The organism is Psychrobacter sp. UBA2769 (genome assembly GCF_002352555.1).
GTDB classification, from domain to species: Bacteria; Pseudomonadota; Gammaproteobacteria; order Pseudomonadales; family Moraxellaceae; genus Psychrobacter; species Psychrobacter maritimus.
In genome coordinates this window covers 1-17,025 of the sequence record NZ_DEIR01000012.1, presented here as the reverse complement: position 1 = coordinate 17,025, position 17,025 = coordinate 1, and the positions used below count along the sequence as shown (strand labels likewise).

The window sequence follows — 17,025 nt, the reverse complement described above, 5'->3', positions numbered from 1 at the left end:
CCGTGTTTTGCAACGCAAATTTACCCATTGAGTGGTACAGACTGGTATCATGGGCAGGTTTGATTTTTGAGTAATGTCTTTATCGTTATATAGAGGGCTATCAAGTAAGCGTTGAATGCGCTACTAATTGAATCCCTCAAAGTTAACATTTAAGTTTTATAAGTTTTAAATTACTGAATAATAAGGTTTTGGATAACTGCTATGCGTCTGTCTACTGTTGATTTGCAAAAACGCCTGAACCCCGATAAGCCAAAGGGCTTACCTATGGTGCTGACTATATTGATTGCGTTGCTGGCAGGGGCAGTGTTTATCTTTGCGCTCGCGCCGTATGGCTTTTGGCCAGTCGCCTTGGTATCACCTGCTATTTTATACGCGTTACTGATGCCGCAGATGAGCGGTAAGCGAGCGTTTGTCATTGGTCAGGCTTATGGCACGGGACTTTGGTGTGTGGGAGCATTTTGGCTCTATACCTCTATCCATGTTTATGGCGATACGCCCGTCTGGCTGGCGCTGATTATGATTGCGCTAATGGGTTTGGGCATGGGGTTATTCCATGGCTTTTTGGCGTTAATTTTTAATCGGGTGGTCGGCAAGCAACCGTTATCATTTGCAGCGCTTTGGGTACTACAAGAGTGGATGAAAACCTGGCTATTTACGGGTTTCCCGTGGTTATTTGTCGGTTATGCCTTTACTGAGCAGTATTGGCTATCGTCATTAGCGCCCGTTGCCGGCGTGTTTGCTGTCTCTTTCGTTGCGGTATTATTGGCGGCAAGTTTGGTCGAGCTGCTGCGTCGTCGCGGCGGTTATATGATTCCTGCCAGCGCTTTACTGGTAGTCAGCTGTGCATTATGGTTGATAAATCCACAGTGGACGAAGCCAAAAGGTACGCCTGATTTATCGGTGTCATTAATCCAAGGCAATATCCCGCAAGATTTAAAGTGGCTGACTGAATATCAGATAGAAACGCTAAAAATCTATGCAAATCTGACGCGTACCGAGTGGGGGCGTGACATTGTTTTATGGCCTGAATCGTCGATTCCGATGTTTCAGACTGATGCGGTTGGTTTTATCACCGAAATGGTAAAAATGGCCAAAGAAACCAATACCACTTGGGTGACCGGTATTCCTTATAAAGATGAAGCGGCTTTTGATGCCAAAACTGACAAATATCCACCGTTTTATAATAGTGTGATTGCGTTAGGTGCGGAAGCAGAAGGACTGTATAAAAAACAGCGCTTAGTACCGTTTGGCGAATATATTCCGTTTGAAGGCATGTTAGATATTCTGCCTAATCTGGCGGGTAGCCAAGAGATTTTAAGCTACAGTCGCGGTAGTGACAATCAATCACCGCTGCGGGTTCGTGGACATAACTTGGGCGCAGCAGTGTGTTATGAGGTTGCTTATCCTGATACCACCCGTAAAAACGCCATCAATACTGACTTTTTATTGACCATCTCAAATGATGCATGGTTTGGCACTTCAGCAGGTCCACTGCAGCATCTGCAAATGGTACAAATGCGCGCGTTAGAAAATGGTCGCTGGTTTATGCGCGCGACCAATACGGGGGTTACTGCTATTATTGACCATAAAGGTCGTATCGTTGAGCGCGCCCCGCAGTTTGAGCGCACGGTATTACGCGGTGATATTCAAGCCCGTGTGGGTAACACGCCGTTTATGAACTTTGGTAATTATCCTATTTTAATCCTTATTACGCTTCTATTATTATTAAGCTATCTTGGCAAGCGTGCGACCCCGCGGACGCGTTTGGTTGCCTAGGTTGCCATTTAGTAATTTGATACGTTAAGCATGGCAATATAGAGCGGATTTCACTTTTTTTATGAATAAAACCTTTAAATAGTTAAGGGTTTTCACAAATCAGTATAAATTGCGATATAATAGCCCAATATTTTAAATATTCTGTGCAAGGTGGATAAGGTATGTCAGAAGATATCGTTAATAACAACCCCAAGAAAGAATTCCTATATGCTTTAGGCGGTGTTGCCTTATTTTTAGGTATCGTCTTATTGATTGGCATTTCTGGTTTCTTGCGTCCAGCGGGTGAGCATATCACTCCTGAGACCATTGAAGCGTCAGCCGCCGAGGAAGCAGAAGCAACTGCGGCTCCGGAAGAAGCTGCGACTGCTGAAACAGCGGCTGCGGCTGCTGCAGAGACTGATGCAGCAGCAACGAGCGATACTGCAGCGGATGCTAACGCAACGCCAGCTACCGATGCGGACAGTGCTGTGGTTAGCGCTGAAGCTGGTACAGCCACGGCTGAAGGTACGGTTAATCAAGCAGCGGTTGCTGATGCTGACGTGACAGCCGAGCAAGCCGATGCTGATTTGGATGCTGGCACGACTGAAAAAGCTGCGACAGCAGAGTAATTTTTATTCAGATAGCTGCTGATTCAATTTTTAGACCTAGCAATTTCTAAACCTAGCAATAGAGTTTGTCATAGCCCTATCTCTTATAATATTGCTTCTAATGTCTATGGTATTGATTAATAATACTGATTAATTAAAACGGTCATGGCGATTGTTTTATTTGTACAGCTCACAAAAAACCCGCCCTTAGCGAATTGAGGGCGGGTTTTTTTGTGAGTGTTTGTGTAATTATTAAACCTTTTTTTCTTTACTTGGTTCTAGGCAAGTGAAACAATAATGCGCCTATGTGACCGCCTAGCAGAATAATTAGAAGTTTGGTCATCATTACAGTGGTTTTTAAAGGAATAGATTTATGAGCACAGACTCACAATCGAACGCTAGTGCTGCTGAATTAGAAGCATTAGATAATGGCTTTATGGGGCATCCTAAACCCTTAAGCTCGTTATTTTTCACCGAGATGTGGGAGCGTTTTTCTTATTATAGTATTCGTCCATTATTAGTACTCTTTATGGTGGCGACGGTTGGCAGTGGTGGTTTCGGTTTTGATGAAGCAACGGCTTCTGCCATCTATGGTATTTTCGCCGGTTCATTATATTTGGCGGCAGTACCGGGCGGCTGGTTGGCGGATAACTGGCTTGGTCAGGAGCGGGCGCTGTGGTGGGGCAGTATCATTATTGCGCTTGGGCATTTATGTATTGCGTTGTCAGCTATGTTTGGCATGGTGCTATTCTTTGTCGGTTTGATGTTTATTGTCATTGGGTCAGGGTTGTTTAAGACCTGTATTACGGTCATGGTTGGGGCGTTATATCCCGAAACGGACAATCGCCGTGACGCAGGATTTACGCTGTTTTATATGGGTATCAATATTGGTGCGCTATTGGCAGCGCTGATTGTTGGGGTGTTTAGAGAAAAAGGCATGTGGCATGCAGGCTTTGGCGTCGGTGGTATTGGTATGCTGGCTTCGTTACTGATTTACCGTTTTTCAGCCAGAAAGACATTAAATCGTTATGCGCGTGCCAAAAACATCACCGCTGATTGGGAGCATGCAAATGACCGCTTCCAAAATATAGGGCGCTGGGTATTAGGCGTTGCGGCTATTTTTGTGGTATTGATTGTGCTCATTAGCACCGGTTTGATGCCATTTAATCCGATATTGGTCGCAGAGTATATGACCTATACCATCGCAGCTGTGGTGCTGCTATATTTTGCGGTGATGTTTATGTCATCACGGTTGAGCTCCTCTGATAAAAAACGCTTACTGGTCTGTCTTTTATTGATTATTGGTTCGACCTTGTTTTGGTCAAGTTTTGATCAGCAGCCAACCTCGTTTAACTTATTTGCTGACCGTTATACGGATTTGGAAGTCATGGGTTTTCATATCCCAAGTATCTGGTTTCAGTCGCTCAATCCGTTATTTATTTTATTATTAGCGCCCATTATCAGTATTTTGTGGGTGAAGCTCGGTGCTAAAGGTCTTGAGCCTAATAGCATGGTAAAATTTGCGCTTGGTATGTTGTTAGCCGCTGCAGGTTTTGGGCTGATGATTATGGCATCAAAAAGTATCTTGGTCGCTCCCGGTGCTTTGGCATCACCACTGTGGTTGGTTGGCAGTTTGTTTTTACTGACGCTAGGTGAGCTGGCGCTAAGTCCTGTTGGTATGTCGTCAATGACGCGCTTGGCACCTGAAGGGATGCAAGGTCAAATCATGGGGCTGTTTTTTGCTTCTATTGCGATGGGTAACTTGGTCGCCGCCTTCTTTGGTAGCCATGTCACCGCTGATAAAATCGAAGGTTTACCGGATTTATTCTCTATTATGACCATGTTCTTGGTAGTGACCGCGCTGATTTTATTAGCATTGTCAAAACCGATGAGCAATATGATTAAAAACAGCAGTAATATCAGAATGTAAGCAAAGAATGTAAGTAAGAGGCTAATATAAGCACAAGAGTATTAGTACTATTTATAGCACTCTATAGCCGTCGTTTGATAGGTGATAAAAATAAAGAAGCTACTAAACAGTGGCTTCTTTTATTTTGAGTTATCGGTCATTTTTACGATTTGTTCACGATTCTTTCACGATTAAATGGGTATTGCTGTTAAAGGCATTTATAAGTCAGTTATCATCCCCATATCGTTATATGCGCTAGGTTGTATCTGTAGCAAACTTAATAAACGCCCACTTAATTAACCGCTAATAATCAGCTGATGATGTCAGTTTATAATAACAATATATCGAGAACCTATCGATTCTACGGCGCTGTATTGCGGTGAGTTTTTTCTACTTATACAGCATTTTATGCAGCGCTTTAAACAGCATGGTGCTCGTGCTTTTATACTAATTTTTTATATACAATAAGGGACGTTATGTCTACTCAAGAAGCCATTCCAAAAACTGAAATTCAACAACGTATTACCAGCTTGCGTGCTGCTATTGCGGCGCAAGACCTGACCGCGATTATCGTGCCGTCAGCAGATCCACATTTATCTGAGTACTTGCCTGAGTATTGGCAAGCGCGTTTATGGTTATCAGGGTTTACCGGTTCAGTCGGTACACTGGTCGTTACCGCTGATTTTGCGGGACTGTGGACTGATAGCCGCTATTGGGTACACGCCGCTCATCAATTAGCAGGCACCGGTATCACTTTAGAAAAATTAGCACCCGGTCAGCCAAACCATATCGATTGGCTTGCTGGGCACTTGGCCGAGGGCGATAGCGTGGCCGTCGATGGTAATGTGCTGTCTATCGCTGAGCAAGATAAATTACTAGACGCTTTTGATGCCAACGATATTACCTTAATCACTGAACGCGATGTATTGACAGATATATGGAGCGATCGTCCAGCGCTGCCATCAGCACAACTATACCAACACGATGAGCAATTTGTTGCGCAGTCTGCGACTTCAAAACTTGCCGCCGTGCGTGCAGGTATGGCGGATGCAGGCGCAACCCATCATTTGCTTTCAAGCTTAGATGATATCGCTTGGTTGACCAACTTACGCGGTGCGGACGTCGATTATAACCCTGTCTTTTTGGCGCATATGCTGATTGATGCGGATAAAGCGACCTTGTTTATTGATAATAATAAAGTCAGCGCTGACATTGAAAAAGCCCTAAAAGACAGCGGTATCACGCTTGCTGATTATGAAGCAGTGCAAGAGGCATTGGCTACATTAACACCAGAAGATTTATTATTGCTAGACCCAAGTAAAGTCGCAGTCGGTACGCTATCGAAAATGGCGGACGATGTTGGCTTTATCGAGCAAATGGCACCAAGTACTTTGCTTAAATCTGTTAAATCTGACTCAGACATCGATCATGTACGTGAAGCCATGCGTCAAGATGGGGCGGCATTAAGTGAGTTTTTCGCTACATTTGAGCAGCGTCTAGCAGCCGGCGAGCGTTTAAGTGAGCTTGACGTCGATAGTATGCTCATCGAAGCACGCAGTCAGCAGCCGCATTATGTCTCGCCAAGCTTTCCAACGATTGCAGGCTTTAATGAAAACGGTGCACTGCCGCATTACCGCGCGACGCCAGAAAAATTCAGCTACCTTGATGTTAATGAAGGCGAGGGCGGTTTGTTGCTGATTGACTCAGGCGCCCAGTATCAAAACGGTACTACCGATATCACCCGTGTGGTCGGTATTGGCAAAGTAAGTTCTGAGCATAAACGTGACTTTACCACCGTGCTAAAAGCCCATATTGCGTTGGCAAAAGCACACTTCCCTGATGGCATTGCTTCACCACTTATCGATGCGATTTGCCGTGCGCCATTATGGCAGGCACAAATGGATTATGGTCATGGTACCGGACATGGTGTTGGTTACTTCTTAAATGTGCATGAAGGCCCACAAGTCATTGCTTATAGTGCCAGTACGCCAAAAGAGCGCGCCATGAAAGTAGGCATGATATCTAGTAATGAGCCAGGTTTATACCGTGAAGGCAAATGGGGTATTCGTATTGAAAACTTGGTGGTCAATATGCCAGTGGCGAGTCCGACTGAGACTGAGTTTGGCAAATTCTTAAACTTTGAGACCATCACTTATTGCCCAATCGATACGCGTTTGATTGAGCCTGCACTACTAACCCAAGCAGAGATAGATTGGTTGAATAATTATCATAGCCAAGTTTATGCCGAGCTAAAAGACCGCGTTGACGGTGCGGCACTTGAATGGTTAACCGAGCGTACAAAAGCTATCTAAAATAAAAGCTTATATTCCTGAATTTAAAACAAAAAAAGCCCCGTAAATTTACGGGGCTTTTTCTATTCTAGAGATTTGTTGCTATCGATTTATGAACGGATAGCAATATTTAGCTTTTTTACGATTCTTTATTAGTTTCTACTTTATCTTCACTTAAATTTTGAGTCATCTCCGCTCGTAACCAAGATTTTAAGTTTTCAGACATCAGCATCATTTGTTCACTAAGATAATCATCAATTTGCATTTCAAGCTCACGGATTAGCTCTTGATGGGTGGTATTTAGCTTTGCATCTTTTAAAGCCAGCTTGATGGCGGCGCTGGCTTTATCATTGATTGTTTTAATGCTGCTATCTTCTTTAATGCGCTTATCATTAGCAATATGGCTATCGCTAATTGCATTGCCGCTAATCGTATTGGCATGCTCGCTGACAGTTTTATTTTCAGAGCTAGCACTAGAGTCGTTATTAACATCAGTTTTTACGGCATTTGATGGTTCAGTAGGCTGAGCTTTAGCAGCATTGCCATCAGCACTGTTATCAACATTATCTACGCTTGGCGCTGTGACCTTGCTAGTGTCATTAGCATGAGTGATAGCAGTTTTAGCATCAGAACCGCTTTTATCTGAACTGTTTTTATCCGCTGCTAGGGGCTCATTTTTCTGTGGTGCTTGTTGCGCTGCCTCTTCACGCAGTCGGGTTTCTTCTTCTATCTTAGCCTCTGCTTTACGATTGGCTTCTTCGGCCGCTTGTATTTTTTGTTGTTCTTCTAGCCGTTCTTTTTCAGCAGCAGCGCGCGCTTGGGCTTGTTTGTCCGCGATGGCTTTGGCAATGGCTTGCTCAGCGTCATGATTCTCATAAAGATTGTCAAGATGCGCGTCTAAGTCATGGGTGCTAAAAACAAAGCTTTCAAATGGTGTCTCTGTTTGCAGTAAGGTGGTGATGTCTTTTAGTTCTTGGGTGATTGCCGCGCGTATAGGCTCAGGTGCACACGTCCAGCGTTGGTAAAACTGATGGGAAAATGAGTAGCTTGACATGGTATCTTCCATAAATGTTCCAAAAATTACCCCTTATCATACGCAAGTACGATAAGGGGCTGCAAGTGGACAAACGTAGTAAATCTGACACCAAGGTTACAACGGCGACTATCCAAAGCTTTTTGGCGCTGTTTCTGGTATTTCTTTTAGCTTTAGGGTTGCACCGGCCAACGGGCAAATATCAATGAGCCGTTAGTGCCGCCAAAGCCAAAGCTGTTAGACACTGCATATTGTAAGTTCTCAACTTTGCGTGATTGATTGGCAACATAATCAAGATTACAGTTGTCTTCGACATTGTCCAAATTGATGGTTGGCGGTACATGCTGATGTTGCAGAGCAAGGACGGTAAATATCGCTTCAACACCACCAGCAGCACCCAATAAATGACCAGTCATGGATTTGGTAGAGCTGACCAATATGCTGTCTTTCACTGGCGCAAAGACGGTTTCAATGGCAATAGATTCGGCGACATCGCCAGCAGGAGTACTGGTCCCATGGGCGTTGACGTAGCCAACTGCGGCAGGCTCGATACCGGCATCGTTTAAGGCATTGCGCATGGCTCGTGCCGCACCGCTACCATCTTCTGGGGGTGCGGTAATGTGGCTGGCATCATCACTCATACCAAAGCCAACCAGTTCAGCCAATATCGTTGCTCCGCGCGCTTTAGCATGGGCAAGGCTTTCAAGGACGACGACACCAGCGCCATCTCCAAGCACAAAACCATCACGGTCTTTATCAAAAGGACGTGAGGCTTTGGTTGGCTCGTCATTACGAGTTGAGAGGGCATGCATCGCCCCAAAACCTGATATACCAAGTGGGCTTGAGCCTTTTTCACTGCCACCTGCTAGCATCACATCGACATCACCATACGCAATCAAGCGTGCGGCAATCCCTATCGCATGGGTCGCGGTGGTACAAGCAGTCGAGGTCGCAAGGTTTGGACCTTTTAAAGTGTGTTTAATCGCAACCAAACCTGCTGCCATATTGACGATAGAGCCAGGGATGATAAAAGGTGACACTTTCAGCGCGCCTTTTTCACGCAGGGTATCGCGACTGTTTTCAATGGTTTGGATACCACCAATGCCTGAACCCAAAATCACCCCAAAGCGCTCTTGGTCGACATTTTGCACAGGCGCATCAGCAGCGCTGACTTCATCGATAAAGCCGGCATTTTTTAATGCCATAGCAGACGCTGCAACGGCATAATGCATAAATTCATCATAGCGGCGCGCGTCTTTGGCATTCATATATTGCTTGGCGTCAAAATCCTTGACCACACCGGCAATTCGCGCCCGATAGTCTGTTGCATCAAAATGGGTAATTGGCGCGATACCGCTCTCGCCATTAAGCAGGCTTGTCCATGAGCTTTCGACATCTAATCCCAAAGGCGTCACCGCGCCCATACCGGTGACCACCACGCGCATATCGTCAGAACGCTCGTAGTGCGGTGGTTTTTGTCTTGGCTTATATACCTGTTTGGCAGCAATATCCACGGGAGTATTATTCATCGTTTGCTCGGTAAGTGAGTCGGTCGGTAAACTGCTATGCTGGCTCATGCGCTATATCCTGTACTTACGGTCCTAAGAGGATGTTATTTCAAAAGCCATTATAAAACACATAAGTGTACGTATGTAAACTAAAATTTGACCAATCAGGCAAAACAAACCTGACCCAGTACAACGCCTTTACTTGCACCAGTTACAGCTGGCAAGTTACCAGTTTCGCCCATTAGGGTTTGGCGTGCCAGCCACGCAAAGGCGACGGCTTCGACCCAAGCGGGATTAAGCCCTAAGCTGGCAGTGGTTTCTACTTTGCAATGAGGCAAATGTGCCTGTAAGCGGGTCATTAAATAATCATTTAATGCACCGCCACCGCAGACGTAAACCGAGCTATTTTCTTGTGCATTAATAAACATATTGATTTGCATACTAGCACTCATGGCGGTCAGCTCAGTGAGCGTTGCCTGTACATCGGCTGATGAATAGCGAATATGAGCAGATGCTTGGTCAAATTTTTGCAGCTCGCTTTGTAGCCATGCTAAGTTAAAGTCTTCACGCCCCGTGCTTTTCGGATAGGTTCGCGCAAAAAACGGATGTTCTATCAGCTGGTTAAGTAGCGGCTCAACGACTTGTCCTGACTGCGCCCATGCGCCACCAGCATCGTAACCTTTATCAGTATGCAAAGCTGTCCACGCATCTAATAATAAATTGGCAGGGCCGGTATCATAGCCAATTACCGGGCTCTCATCGGTTGGCAATACCGTGATATTGGCAATACCGCCCAAGTTTAATAACACTCGTGTGCTATCAGGTGTGGCAAATAAGGCTTGGTGAAAGGCAGGAACCAAGGGCGCTCCTTGCCCACCAACAGCCATATCGCGGCGGCGAAAATCACTGACCACACTAATGCCAGTACGCTCAGCGATGATGTTGGCATCGAGCAATTGCAAGCTAAAACCCATCTGCGGACGGTGGCGCACCGTTTGACCATGACAGCCAATCGCCAGCACCGACTCTACATCAGTATTGGACTGCTGCAATAAATTATTGACCACGTCGCTGGCAAATTCAGCATATTCTTTACTAGCCCAGCCGAACCAGTCTAATTCGCTGTTTGGTTCACCCACTGCTGGTACTAATTCTTGCACACCATTAGGCTGACATAAAGCCAATAACACTTCACGCAGGCGCGGTGGGAAATCCTGACTACGAGTGGCTAATAGTCGCATGGGTTGTTGAGTATTTCCTTCACCACCGAATTGACAAAGCACGGCGTCCATACCATCTAAGCTGGTGCCAGACATCATGCCGATATATAAGCCATCATCGAAGTTTTCAAACACTGTTTGCTCAAGCGCATCGGTCAAGGTGGCATAATTTAAGTCGTCAATATGCGCTAAGCTATTTTCTAGACCATTATCCAAAGTGTTATCTAAATTATTATCATAATTTATAGTCGAATGAGTATTATCATTGGTCTCAGCAATCGATGTAGGGTTGGTCATGGCAATTTACCTTAAAAAACGCTAGTATATCTGTCAAATTCTAACATCTTTTACCGGCTACGAGACTTTAATCCCATTTCCAAAAACCAGAGTAGTGATAAACGAGTGCAAGTACTACATTTAGTAGATAGTAGACTAAACGAGTTTGACGCTGCTAATCGTATTTTTTTGGCTTGGTATAAATAGCCCAAACGCTTTACCCTTTAAATAAAGACAATAAAGAGAGCATCATGACCACCCAAACTTATACCCTAGAAGAACAACTTGCCTTAATCCAACGCGGTACACAAGAAATCCTATCTGAAGAGGATTTGGTTAAGAAGTTGAAACTGAATCGCCCGCTACGTATCAAAGCAGGCTTTGATCCCACCGCGCCTGACCTACATTTGGGTCATACCGTATTGATTAATAAGCTGAAGCATTTTCAAGATTTGGGTCATGAGATTTATTTTCTAATCGGTGACTATACCGCCAAGATTGGTGACCCTTCTGGCAAAAACAGCACGCGTCCGCCCTTGACCGATGAGCAAATCAAAGTCAACGCGCAGACTTATGCTGAACAAGTCTTTAAGATTTTGGATAAAGAAAAAACCAAGATTGTCTTTAACTCTGAATGGTTCAAGGATATGTCAGCGGGCGATATGATTCAGCTTTCTAGCCAGTTGACCGTCTCACGCATGCTAGAGCGCGATGATTTCTCTAAACGCTACGCGGCGCAAACGCCAATTGCTATCCATGAGTTTTTATACCCATTGGTGCAAGGTTATGACTCTATCGCGCTAAAAGCCGACGTCGAGCTTGGCGGTACTGATCAAACCTTTAACATCCTGATGGGGCGCACCCTGCAAGGTCGTTATGGTCAAGAGCCACAAGTTTGTATCACAGTGCCAATTTTAGAAGGACTAGACGGCGTTAATAAAATGTCTAAGTCACTTGGCAACTATGTCGGCATTTACGATGCGCCGGGCACCATGTACCAAAAGCTGCTGTCGATGCCAGATACCTTAATCCGTCGCTACTTTGAATTTTTAAGCTTTAAGCCGATGGAAGAAGTCGAAGCGTTAATGGCAGAGATGGAAAACGGTCGCAACCCACAAGAAATCAAACGTATTCTTGCTGAAGAACTAATCGAGCGTTTCCATGATGCTGATGCGGCTGCTAATGCGCACAAATCAGCGGGTAACGTACTTGCTGATGGCGAATTACCAGTCGATTTACCAGAAGTGACGTTAGAGTTAGAAGGGCAGGACGCATTATTTATCACGCAGATATTAAATCAAGCAGAGCTTGCCAAAAATAGCTCATCGGCTAAAGATATGATTAAACGTGGCGCGGTAAAAGTAGATGGCGAAGTCGTCGATGCGGGCTTTAGTTTAACTGCTGGTCAGACAGTCGTTATCCAAGCAGGCAAAAAGGCGTATGCGAAAGTGACGGTTGCTTAATAAGTGAATGGGACAAGCTATTGGTATTAAAAATAAGGTCGACATTGATTGTCGGCCTTACTTATTTTGCGATATGAATATACTTCGGCAGTATGTGATTCGTACATTTATAATAAAATTTAGGATTTGAAAATGAACCAAGCCATTCCCCAAGGCATCTACCGCCATTATAAAGGCAGCCTTTACCAAGTATTGCATACCGCGCAGCATTCAGAAACGGAAGAAATATTAGTTGTTTACCGCTGCCTATACGGTGAGTATGGCGTGTGGGTACGACCATTAGCGATGTTTACTGAAACTGTTGAAGTTGATGGTAAGCAAGTAGCTAGATTTGAGTTAGTTAAAGTATTAGCTAATTGATATCTCAAAATGTTCAAAATTTATTGCACAAATAAAAAGCGACCCGTTAAGGTCGCTTTTTTATATGGATGAACAACTAATCCTGTAAAAACCCTTTTAATACTTTATAAAATCCAACAGGCTCATCCATTGGTATCGCATGACCTGAGCGGGGCAATACGACCTCAGTGGCATTAGGTAGCATTTGGGTGATTTTTTGCTGCCATTTAGCATCATATAGCTTTGAGCGCCCGCCAATCAGATTGACCACTGGAATAGTGACCCGCTCTAAAGCGCCGCGAAAGTCATAGGGTAATGTTAAATAAGCTTGTAAGCAGCGCATCTTATGATGCCAAATACTATGATCATAAAGCGCAAGTTTGGGGTCGTTTTTATAGGTCATCACTTGTATAAAGGCTTTTGAGCGTGTGCGATTGACGGATAATAGAGAAAACAGCCGTTCGACATCCGTTGCACGGCGTTTCAGGGCAAAAGGCAGATGGGTAAAGCTTTCGATGTCAGCATAAGGTAACGTCCTATCAATCACCTCATGAAAAATATCAAACACTTCTTGCTGGCGCGTGCCAAACAAGCCACCTTGCCAGTCGGACTGGTTATGGATAGCAGGACTTTGGTCGATATTTAAATAGCGGCTGACTCTTTCGCTGCCATAACGCTCAAAATACGCCCACATCACTTGCGCACCCATCGAAATAGCGGCAACAGGTAAGGATTCTATATTACGCGCCAAGCAAATTTGCTCAATGACGGCACTGATATCATCGGCATACTGGCGCACAAAATCAAACTGGGTCAGCTTGATGTCTTTTGCCGCGCCAAACCCTCGCAAATGCGGCAGGTAAAATGCATATTTGCCAACCAAAGGTAAAATAAATGGCAAAAATTCACGTGCATCCATGCCATAAGCGTGTAGCAGCAGTACGGGTTTGCCATTGCCTATGACAGATACGGGTAGTAATGTACCGTCAGTCAAAGCGATATCAATCGTTTTCAACTGGTAGTTAGCAGGCAAGTTAATTAAATTTTTCTTCATAAGGCAGTATACCTTGTTTTCATTAAGCAATTTTATAAAGCCGATTTAGCCGAAATGCTTTATTGTGGAATTATTTATGCCACTAATGAAGGACTACTATATTAAAATAGGTAACTGACCATAGCATAAAATTTGTTAAGTGTTGAAAGCAGTTGAGCGGTAAAAGTAGCGAATTGTCATAGACTTTGACCAATCGAATCAAACGTCAGCAAGTAAAATATAAGGATATTAAGGTATGAACAAGTCGATGTTACCATTGCTTGATAGCAGCCTATATCCGCAAATCTGGCAGCAGAAAAAATTTACCAATCCGCAGGCGTTACTGTTAGCAATGCTTACGGCAGATATCACGGCAGATGCCGATGCTTTCACAAAGCAGCTGTTAAAAAATGATACTTATCAAGACTGGATTAATAGCAGTATATTTGGACGTTACTTACAGCGTAATTTTACGGCGTTCTCTCAGCAAACAGAAGACAGCTTTAATGCAGATATGCCTTTGCTATTTCGTCAGGAATTAATGCGGCACGCGCAGTATTTGCCATTAGAGCAGGTATTGTTTTTTGCAGTTGATATGCCAAAAAGCGTGCGCCAGACAAAGGTTTTAAGCACAACGGTTAATCCTGCTACCGCCATCATTAATTCTCAGAAGGTAAGTGCAAAAGCTACCATCAATAATCCGACCATGATTATCAATCAGATAGTGGTTAAGGGTAAGCAAGTCTTAGGATTTCCGATACGCCACAATAAACGTACCAGCGAACGCTTACGTAATGAGGTATTAATTCTAGACTTTCAGGAATTGCGTTTGGTTAATGAGATGAATATCAAAGGCAAAAAAAGAAGCAACATAGAGGAATCTATATTGCTTCGGTCTTACGAGTTACGTTAATGAGCCAAACGGTTGGTTAAGCGTTTAAGAATCTTGCTTAGCAATCGTTAGACCATTATAGGTTTGCGCAACCGGCATGACTTCTAAGCGATTGACGTTAATATGGGCAGGCGACTCGATCAGCCATAATAAAATATCGCCAATATCATCGCCGGTCATGGTTTTAAAGCCATCATAAACTTGAGCAGCCTTATCATCATCACCATGATAGCGCACGTTTGAAAACTCAGTGCCCGCCACATTACCCGGTTCAAGGTTGGTCACGCGCACTTGCGTACCGATGAGATCCGCACGCAGGTTTAAGCTAAATTGTTTTACAAAGGCTTTGGTCGCGCCATAAACGTTACCGCCAAAGTAAGGCCAGCTACCAGCAATCGAACCAACATTAATGATATAACCGCTATCACGTGCGACCATCGCTGGTAAGACTGCGTGCGTTATCGCCATCAAACCTTTAACATTGGTATCGGTCATGCGCATCCAGTCATCGAGACTGGCGCTGTGTGCAGGCTCTGTACCTAACGCTAACCCAGCGTTATTCACCAAAACATCGATTTGCTTGAAATCAGCCGGCAAATCCGCAATGATTTGTGGAATAGACGCCGTGTCACTGACATCCATGACCACAGGTAAAAATGCCTCGCCCAAAGTTTCTGCTAGCGCATTGAGCTTATCTAGGCGTCTGGCGCAACCAATCACGCGATGGCCATTGGCAACCAAACGCTCAGCCAGCGCTTTACCGAAACCCGCGCTTGCGCCTGTAATCAATACGTTCATCTTATATCCTTATCATTGATATTTTATACATGTGTCATGATTTTTATAACGACGGCTTGTCTTGATTTATTGGCGTTGTCTTACTTGTTAAATAACTGCTTACCAAATATTTTATCGCCCGCATCGCCAAGACCTGGGATGATATAACCGTGCTCATCTAAATGGCTATCTAGTGCGGCGGTATAAATAGTCACATCAGGATGCGCTTCATTGACCACACGTACGCCTTCAGGTGCCGCAACCAATACCAATGCTTTAATATTAGTACAGCCATTTTTCTTTAACATCTCGATGGTCGCAACCATTGAGCCACCAGTCGCTAACATTGGGTCAATGATAAGGGCTGGGCGTTTGTCCATGTGGCTGACAAACTTTTCAAAGAAGGGTACAGGTTGCAAAGTTTCTTCATCGCGCTGTAAACCAACGACAGAGATTTTCGCTGTCGGAATCAAATCGAGCACGCCGTCGAGCATACCAATACCGGCACGTAAAATCGGTACAATCGTTGCGGTCTTACCGATGATTTGCTCACCCGTGATTTCACCACACCAGCCTTCCATCGGAAAGGTTTCAATTTCAAAATCACGGCTCGCTTCATACGCCATCAAGCGAGCAAGCTCTTTGGTCAATGTACGAAACTTATAGGTGCTACAGTCTTTTTCGCGCATGAGGCTGAGTTTATGACGGACTAACGGGTGATCGATGACGGTGATTTTTAAGTCGCTCATAAGGTCTCTCTTGGTTTTTGGTCTGATGCTTGCGCAGTTACTGCGGTTGCCATTAGTATAAAAGATACAAACACTTACTGCACTTCAACCCTATATTTGGCCTATCAATAGTAAGCTTAATGCTTTAATAAAAAAGTAAGCCAAGTGCCTTTATAACAGGATTAATTTTATTTAAGCCGACTATGTTTGACTATAATAGCGCGCTGATAAATGAAGTAGTGTTTAGGCTTGCTATGATAGCAAAAAAACCGCTTTTCTGATGAAGAATCTTATGACTACACAACCATCCCATACGCAAGATAATACTCATAAAATGGATACTAACTCGATATTGTCCGAAGCTCGCGCCGCAGAAGTAGAAACTCATCCCTTTGGTCCGGTGTTACCGCCCGATGCCACTGTGATGATGATGGGTACTTTTCCACCGACCGCTGATAAATGGGCAATGCGCTTTCACTATCCAAACTTTTATAATGATATGTGGCGTATCTATGGCAGCGTATTTTTTGACGATGTTAATTATTTCAGAGTAGGCGATGAAAAGCGTTTTGACCCTGAGCGTATTCGCGCCTTTATGTTCGAGCGCGGCATTGCTTCTTGCCCGACAGTTAGTCAGGCTATCCGCGAAACCGGCAATGCCTCAGATAAAAACTTAACCGTTGTCACCGCCGTTAACCTAGATAGTATCTTGCCACAAGTGCCAAAGGTTGAGACCTTATTTACCACGGGCGGTAAAGCAACTGAGGTGCTACTCAATTTATTAGCCGAACCACCTGCCAAGTCCAAGTATCCGAAGACCAATCAAAGTATGGATTATCCTTATGAGTGGCAGAGTGACAATAATAAAAAAGCCGATGTGAATAATCTTACCTTATATAGACTGCCTTCTACCTCGCGTGCTTATCCACTAGCCTTAGATAAGAAAGTGGCTGCCTATAAAGACTTCTTTAAAAAGATAGGTAAGCTATAAAAGTGTCATACATAGAAAAATGCTATATATAGGATACTGTTATATAGAAGAGATAAGCGGTTTTAAGCAAAAAAGGCTATTTATAATAGCGGTAAAACTATTTTTAATCCTAACTGACTGATAAATAGAGGGTATTAATAATAAGGCGAGAGAATCTTTAAAATAGCCGACAAACCCCCTTGACCCCCATCCCAAAGCGCGT

Annotated in this window: 14 protein-coding genes; 8 read left to right on the top strand and 6 right to left on the bottom strand. The window is 44.2% G+C overall.

The features are described from left to right. Positions 1-201: 201 nt before the first annotated feature. The 4 genes from lnt to B3Q63_RS04780 all read left to right on the top strand — a co-directional run bounded on the left by lnt (position 202) and on the right by B3Q63_RS04780 (position 6,584). On the top strand, positions 202-1,776 hold the full coding sequence (gene lnt / locus B3Q63_RS04795) for an apolipoprotein N-acyltransferase (protein WP_296174386.1): 1,575 nt from the start codon (positions 202-204) through the stop codon (positions 1,774-1,776). 161 nt (positions 1,777-1,937) lie between these two features. Beyond that, on the top strand, positions 1,938-2,384 hold the full coding sequence (locus tag B3Q63_RS04790) for a hypothetical protein (RefSeq protein WP_296174384.1): 447 nt from the start codon (positions 1,938-1,940) through the stop codon (positions 2,382-2,384). A 352-nt stretch (positions 2,385-2,736) separates the two neighbouring features. Next, the gene (locus B3Q63_RS04785) at positions 2,737-4,293 is read left to right on the top strand and encodes a peptide MFS transporter (RefSeq protein WP_201565152.1); all 1,557 of its coding nucleotides are present in this window, start codon (positions 2,737-2,739) and stop codon (positions 4,291-4,293) included. Between the two features lie 455 nt (positions 4,294-4,748). Continuing rightward, complete coding sequence (locus tag B3Q63_RS04780; protein WP_296174383.1) at positions 4,749-6,584, top strand: aminopeptidase P family protein; 1,836 nt, start codon at positions 4,749-4,751, stop codon at positions 6,582-6,584. Positions 6,585-6,702: 118 nt separating this feature from the next. Here the strand turns inward: B3Q63_RS04780 and B3Q63_RS04775 are convergent, their stop codons facing one another. From B3Q63_RS04775 to B3Q63_RS04765, 3 genes are all read right to left on the bottom strand, one after another. Further along, entirely contained in the window at positions 6,703-7,629 is a 927-nt protein-coding gene (locus B3Q63_RS04775; protein ID WP_296174382.1) for a hypothetical protein, read from the bottom strand. Between the two features lie 140 nt (positions 7,630-7,769). Continuing rightward, positions 7,770-9,041: a beta-ketoacyl-ACP synthase II gene (gene fabF, locus B3Q63_RS04770; RefSeq protein WP_414706312.1), complete on the bottom strand. Its 1,272-nt coding sequence runs from the start codon at positions 9,039-9,041 to the stop codon at positions 7,770-7,772. Positions 9,042-9,268: 227 nt separating this feature from the next. Then, positions 9,269-10,621, bottom strand: coding sequence for an anhydro-N-acetylmuramic acid kinase (locus B3Q63_RS04765; RefSeq protein ID WP_296174381.1), 1,353 nt, complete (start codon positions 10,619-10,621; stop codon positions 9,269-9,271). A gap of 230 nt (positions 10,622-10,851) precedes the next feature. Between B3Q63_RS04765 and tyrS the strand changes: the two genes are divergently transcribed. Next, positions 10,852-12,063 carry a tyrosine--tRNA ligase gene (gene tyrS / locus B3Q63_RS04760; protein ID WP_296174378.1) on the top strand — a complete coding sequence of 404 codons (1,212 nt, stop codon included), beginning with the start codon at positions 10,852-10,854 and terminating at the stop codon, positions 12,061-12,063. Between the two features lie 132 nt (positions 12,064-12,195). After that, positions 12,196-12,423 (top strand): DUF1653 domain-containing protein, encoded by a 228-nt coding sequence (locus B3Q63_RS04755; protein ID WP_296174376.1) that lies wholly within the window; start codon positions 12,196-12,198, stop codon positions 12,421-12,423. A gap of 76 nt (positions 12,424-12,499) precedes the next feature. Here B3Q63_RS04755 and B3Q63_RS04750 read toward each other — a convergent pair whose 3' ends face one another. After that, the gene (locus tag B3Q63_RS04750) at positions 12,500-13,456 is read right to left on the bottom strand and encodes an alpha/beta fold hydrolase (protein WP_296174374.1); all 957 of its coding nucleotides are present in this window, start codon (positions 13,454-13,456) and stop codon (positions 12,500-12,502) included. 235 nt (positions 13,457-13,691) lie between these two features. On the opposite strand from B3Q63_RS04750, the gene B3Q63_RS04745 reads away from it, so the two are divergent. Further along, the gene (locus tag B3Q63_RS04745; RefSeq protein WP_296174372.1) at positions 13,692-14,348 is read left to right on the top strand and encodes a hypothetical protein; all 657 of its coding nucleotides are present in this window, start codon (positions 13,692-13,694) and stop codon (positions 14,346-14,348) included. A gap of 24 nt (positions 14,349-14,372) precedes the next feature. On the opposite strand, the gene B3Q63_RS04740 is transcribed toward B3Q63_RS04745, so the two are convergent. Both B3Q63_RS04740 and upp read right to left on the bottom strand, forming a co-directional pair. Beyond that, positions 14,373-15,125 carry an SDR family NAD(P)-dependent oxidoreductase gene (locus B3Q63_RS04740; protein WP_296174370.1) on the bottom strand — a complete coding sequence of 251 codons (753 nt, stop codon included), beginning with the start codon at positions 15,123-15,125 and terminating at the stop codon, positions 14,373-14,375. 80 nt (positions 15,126-15,205) lie between these two features. After that, the gene (gene upp / locus B3Q63_RS04735) at positions 15,206-15,853 is read right to left on the bottom strand and encodes a uracil phosphoribosyltransferase (RefSeq protein WP_149490868.1); all 648 of its coding nucleotides are present in this window, start codon (positions 15,851-15,853) and stop codon (positions 15,206-15,208) included. Positions 15,854-16,124: 271 nt separating this feature from the next. Between upp and B3Q63_RS04730 the strand changes: the two genes are divergently transcribed. Then, positions 16,125-16,823, top strand: a complete 699-nt coding sequence (locus B3Q63_RS04730) for a DNA glycosylase (RefSeq protein ID WP_414706308.1) — start codon at positions 16,125-16,127, stop codon at positions 16,821-16,823. The last annotated feature ends 202 nt before the right edge of the window (positions 16,824-17,025 follow it).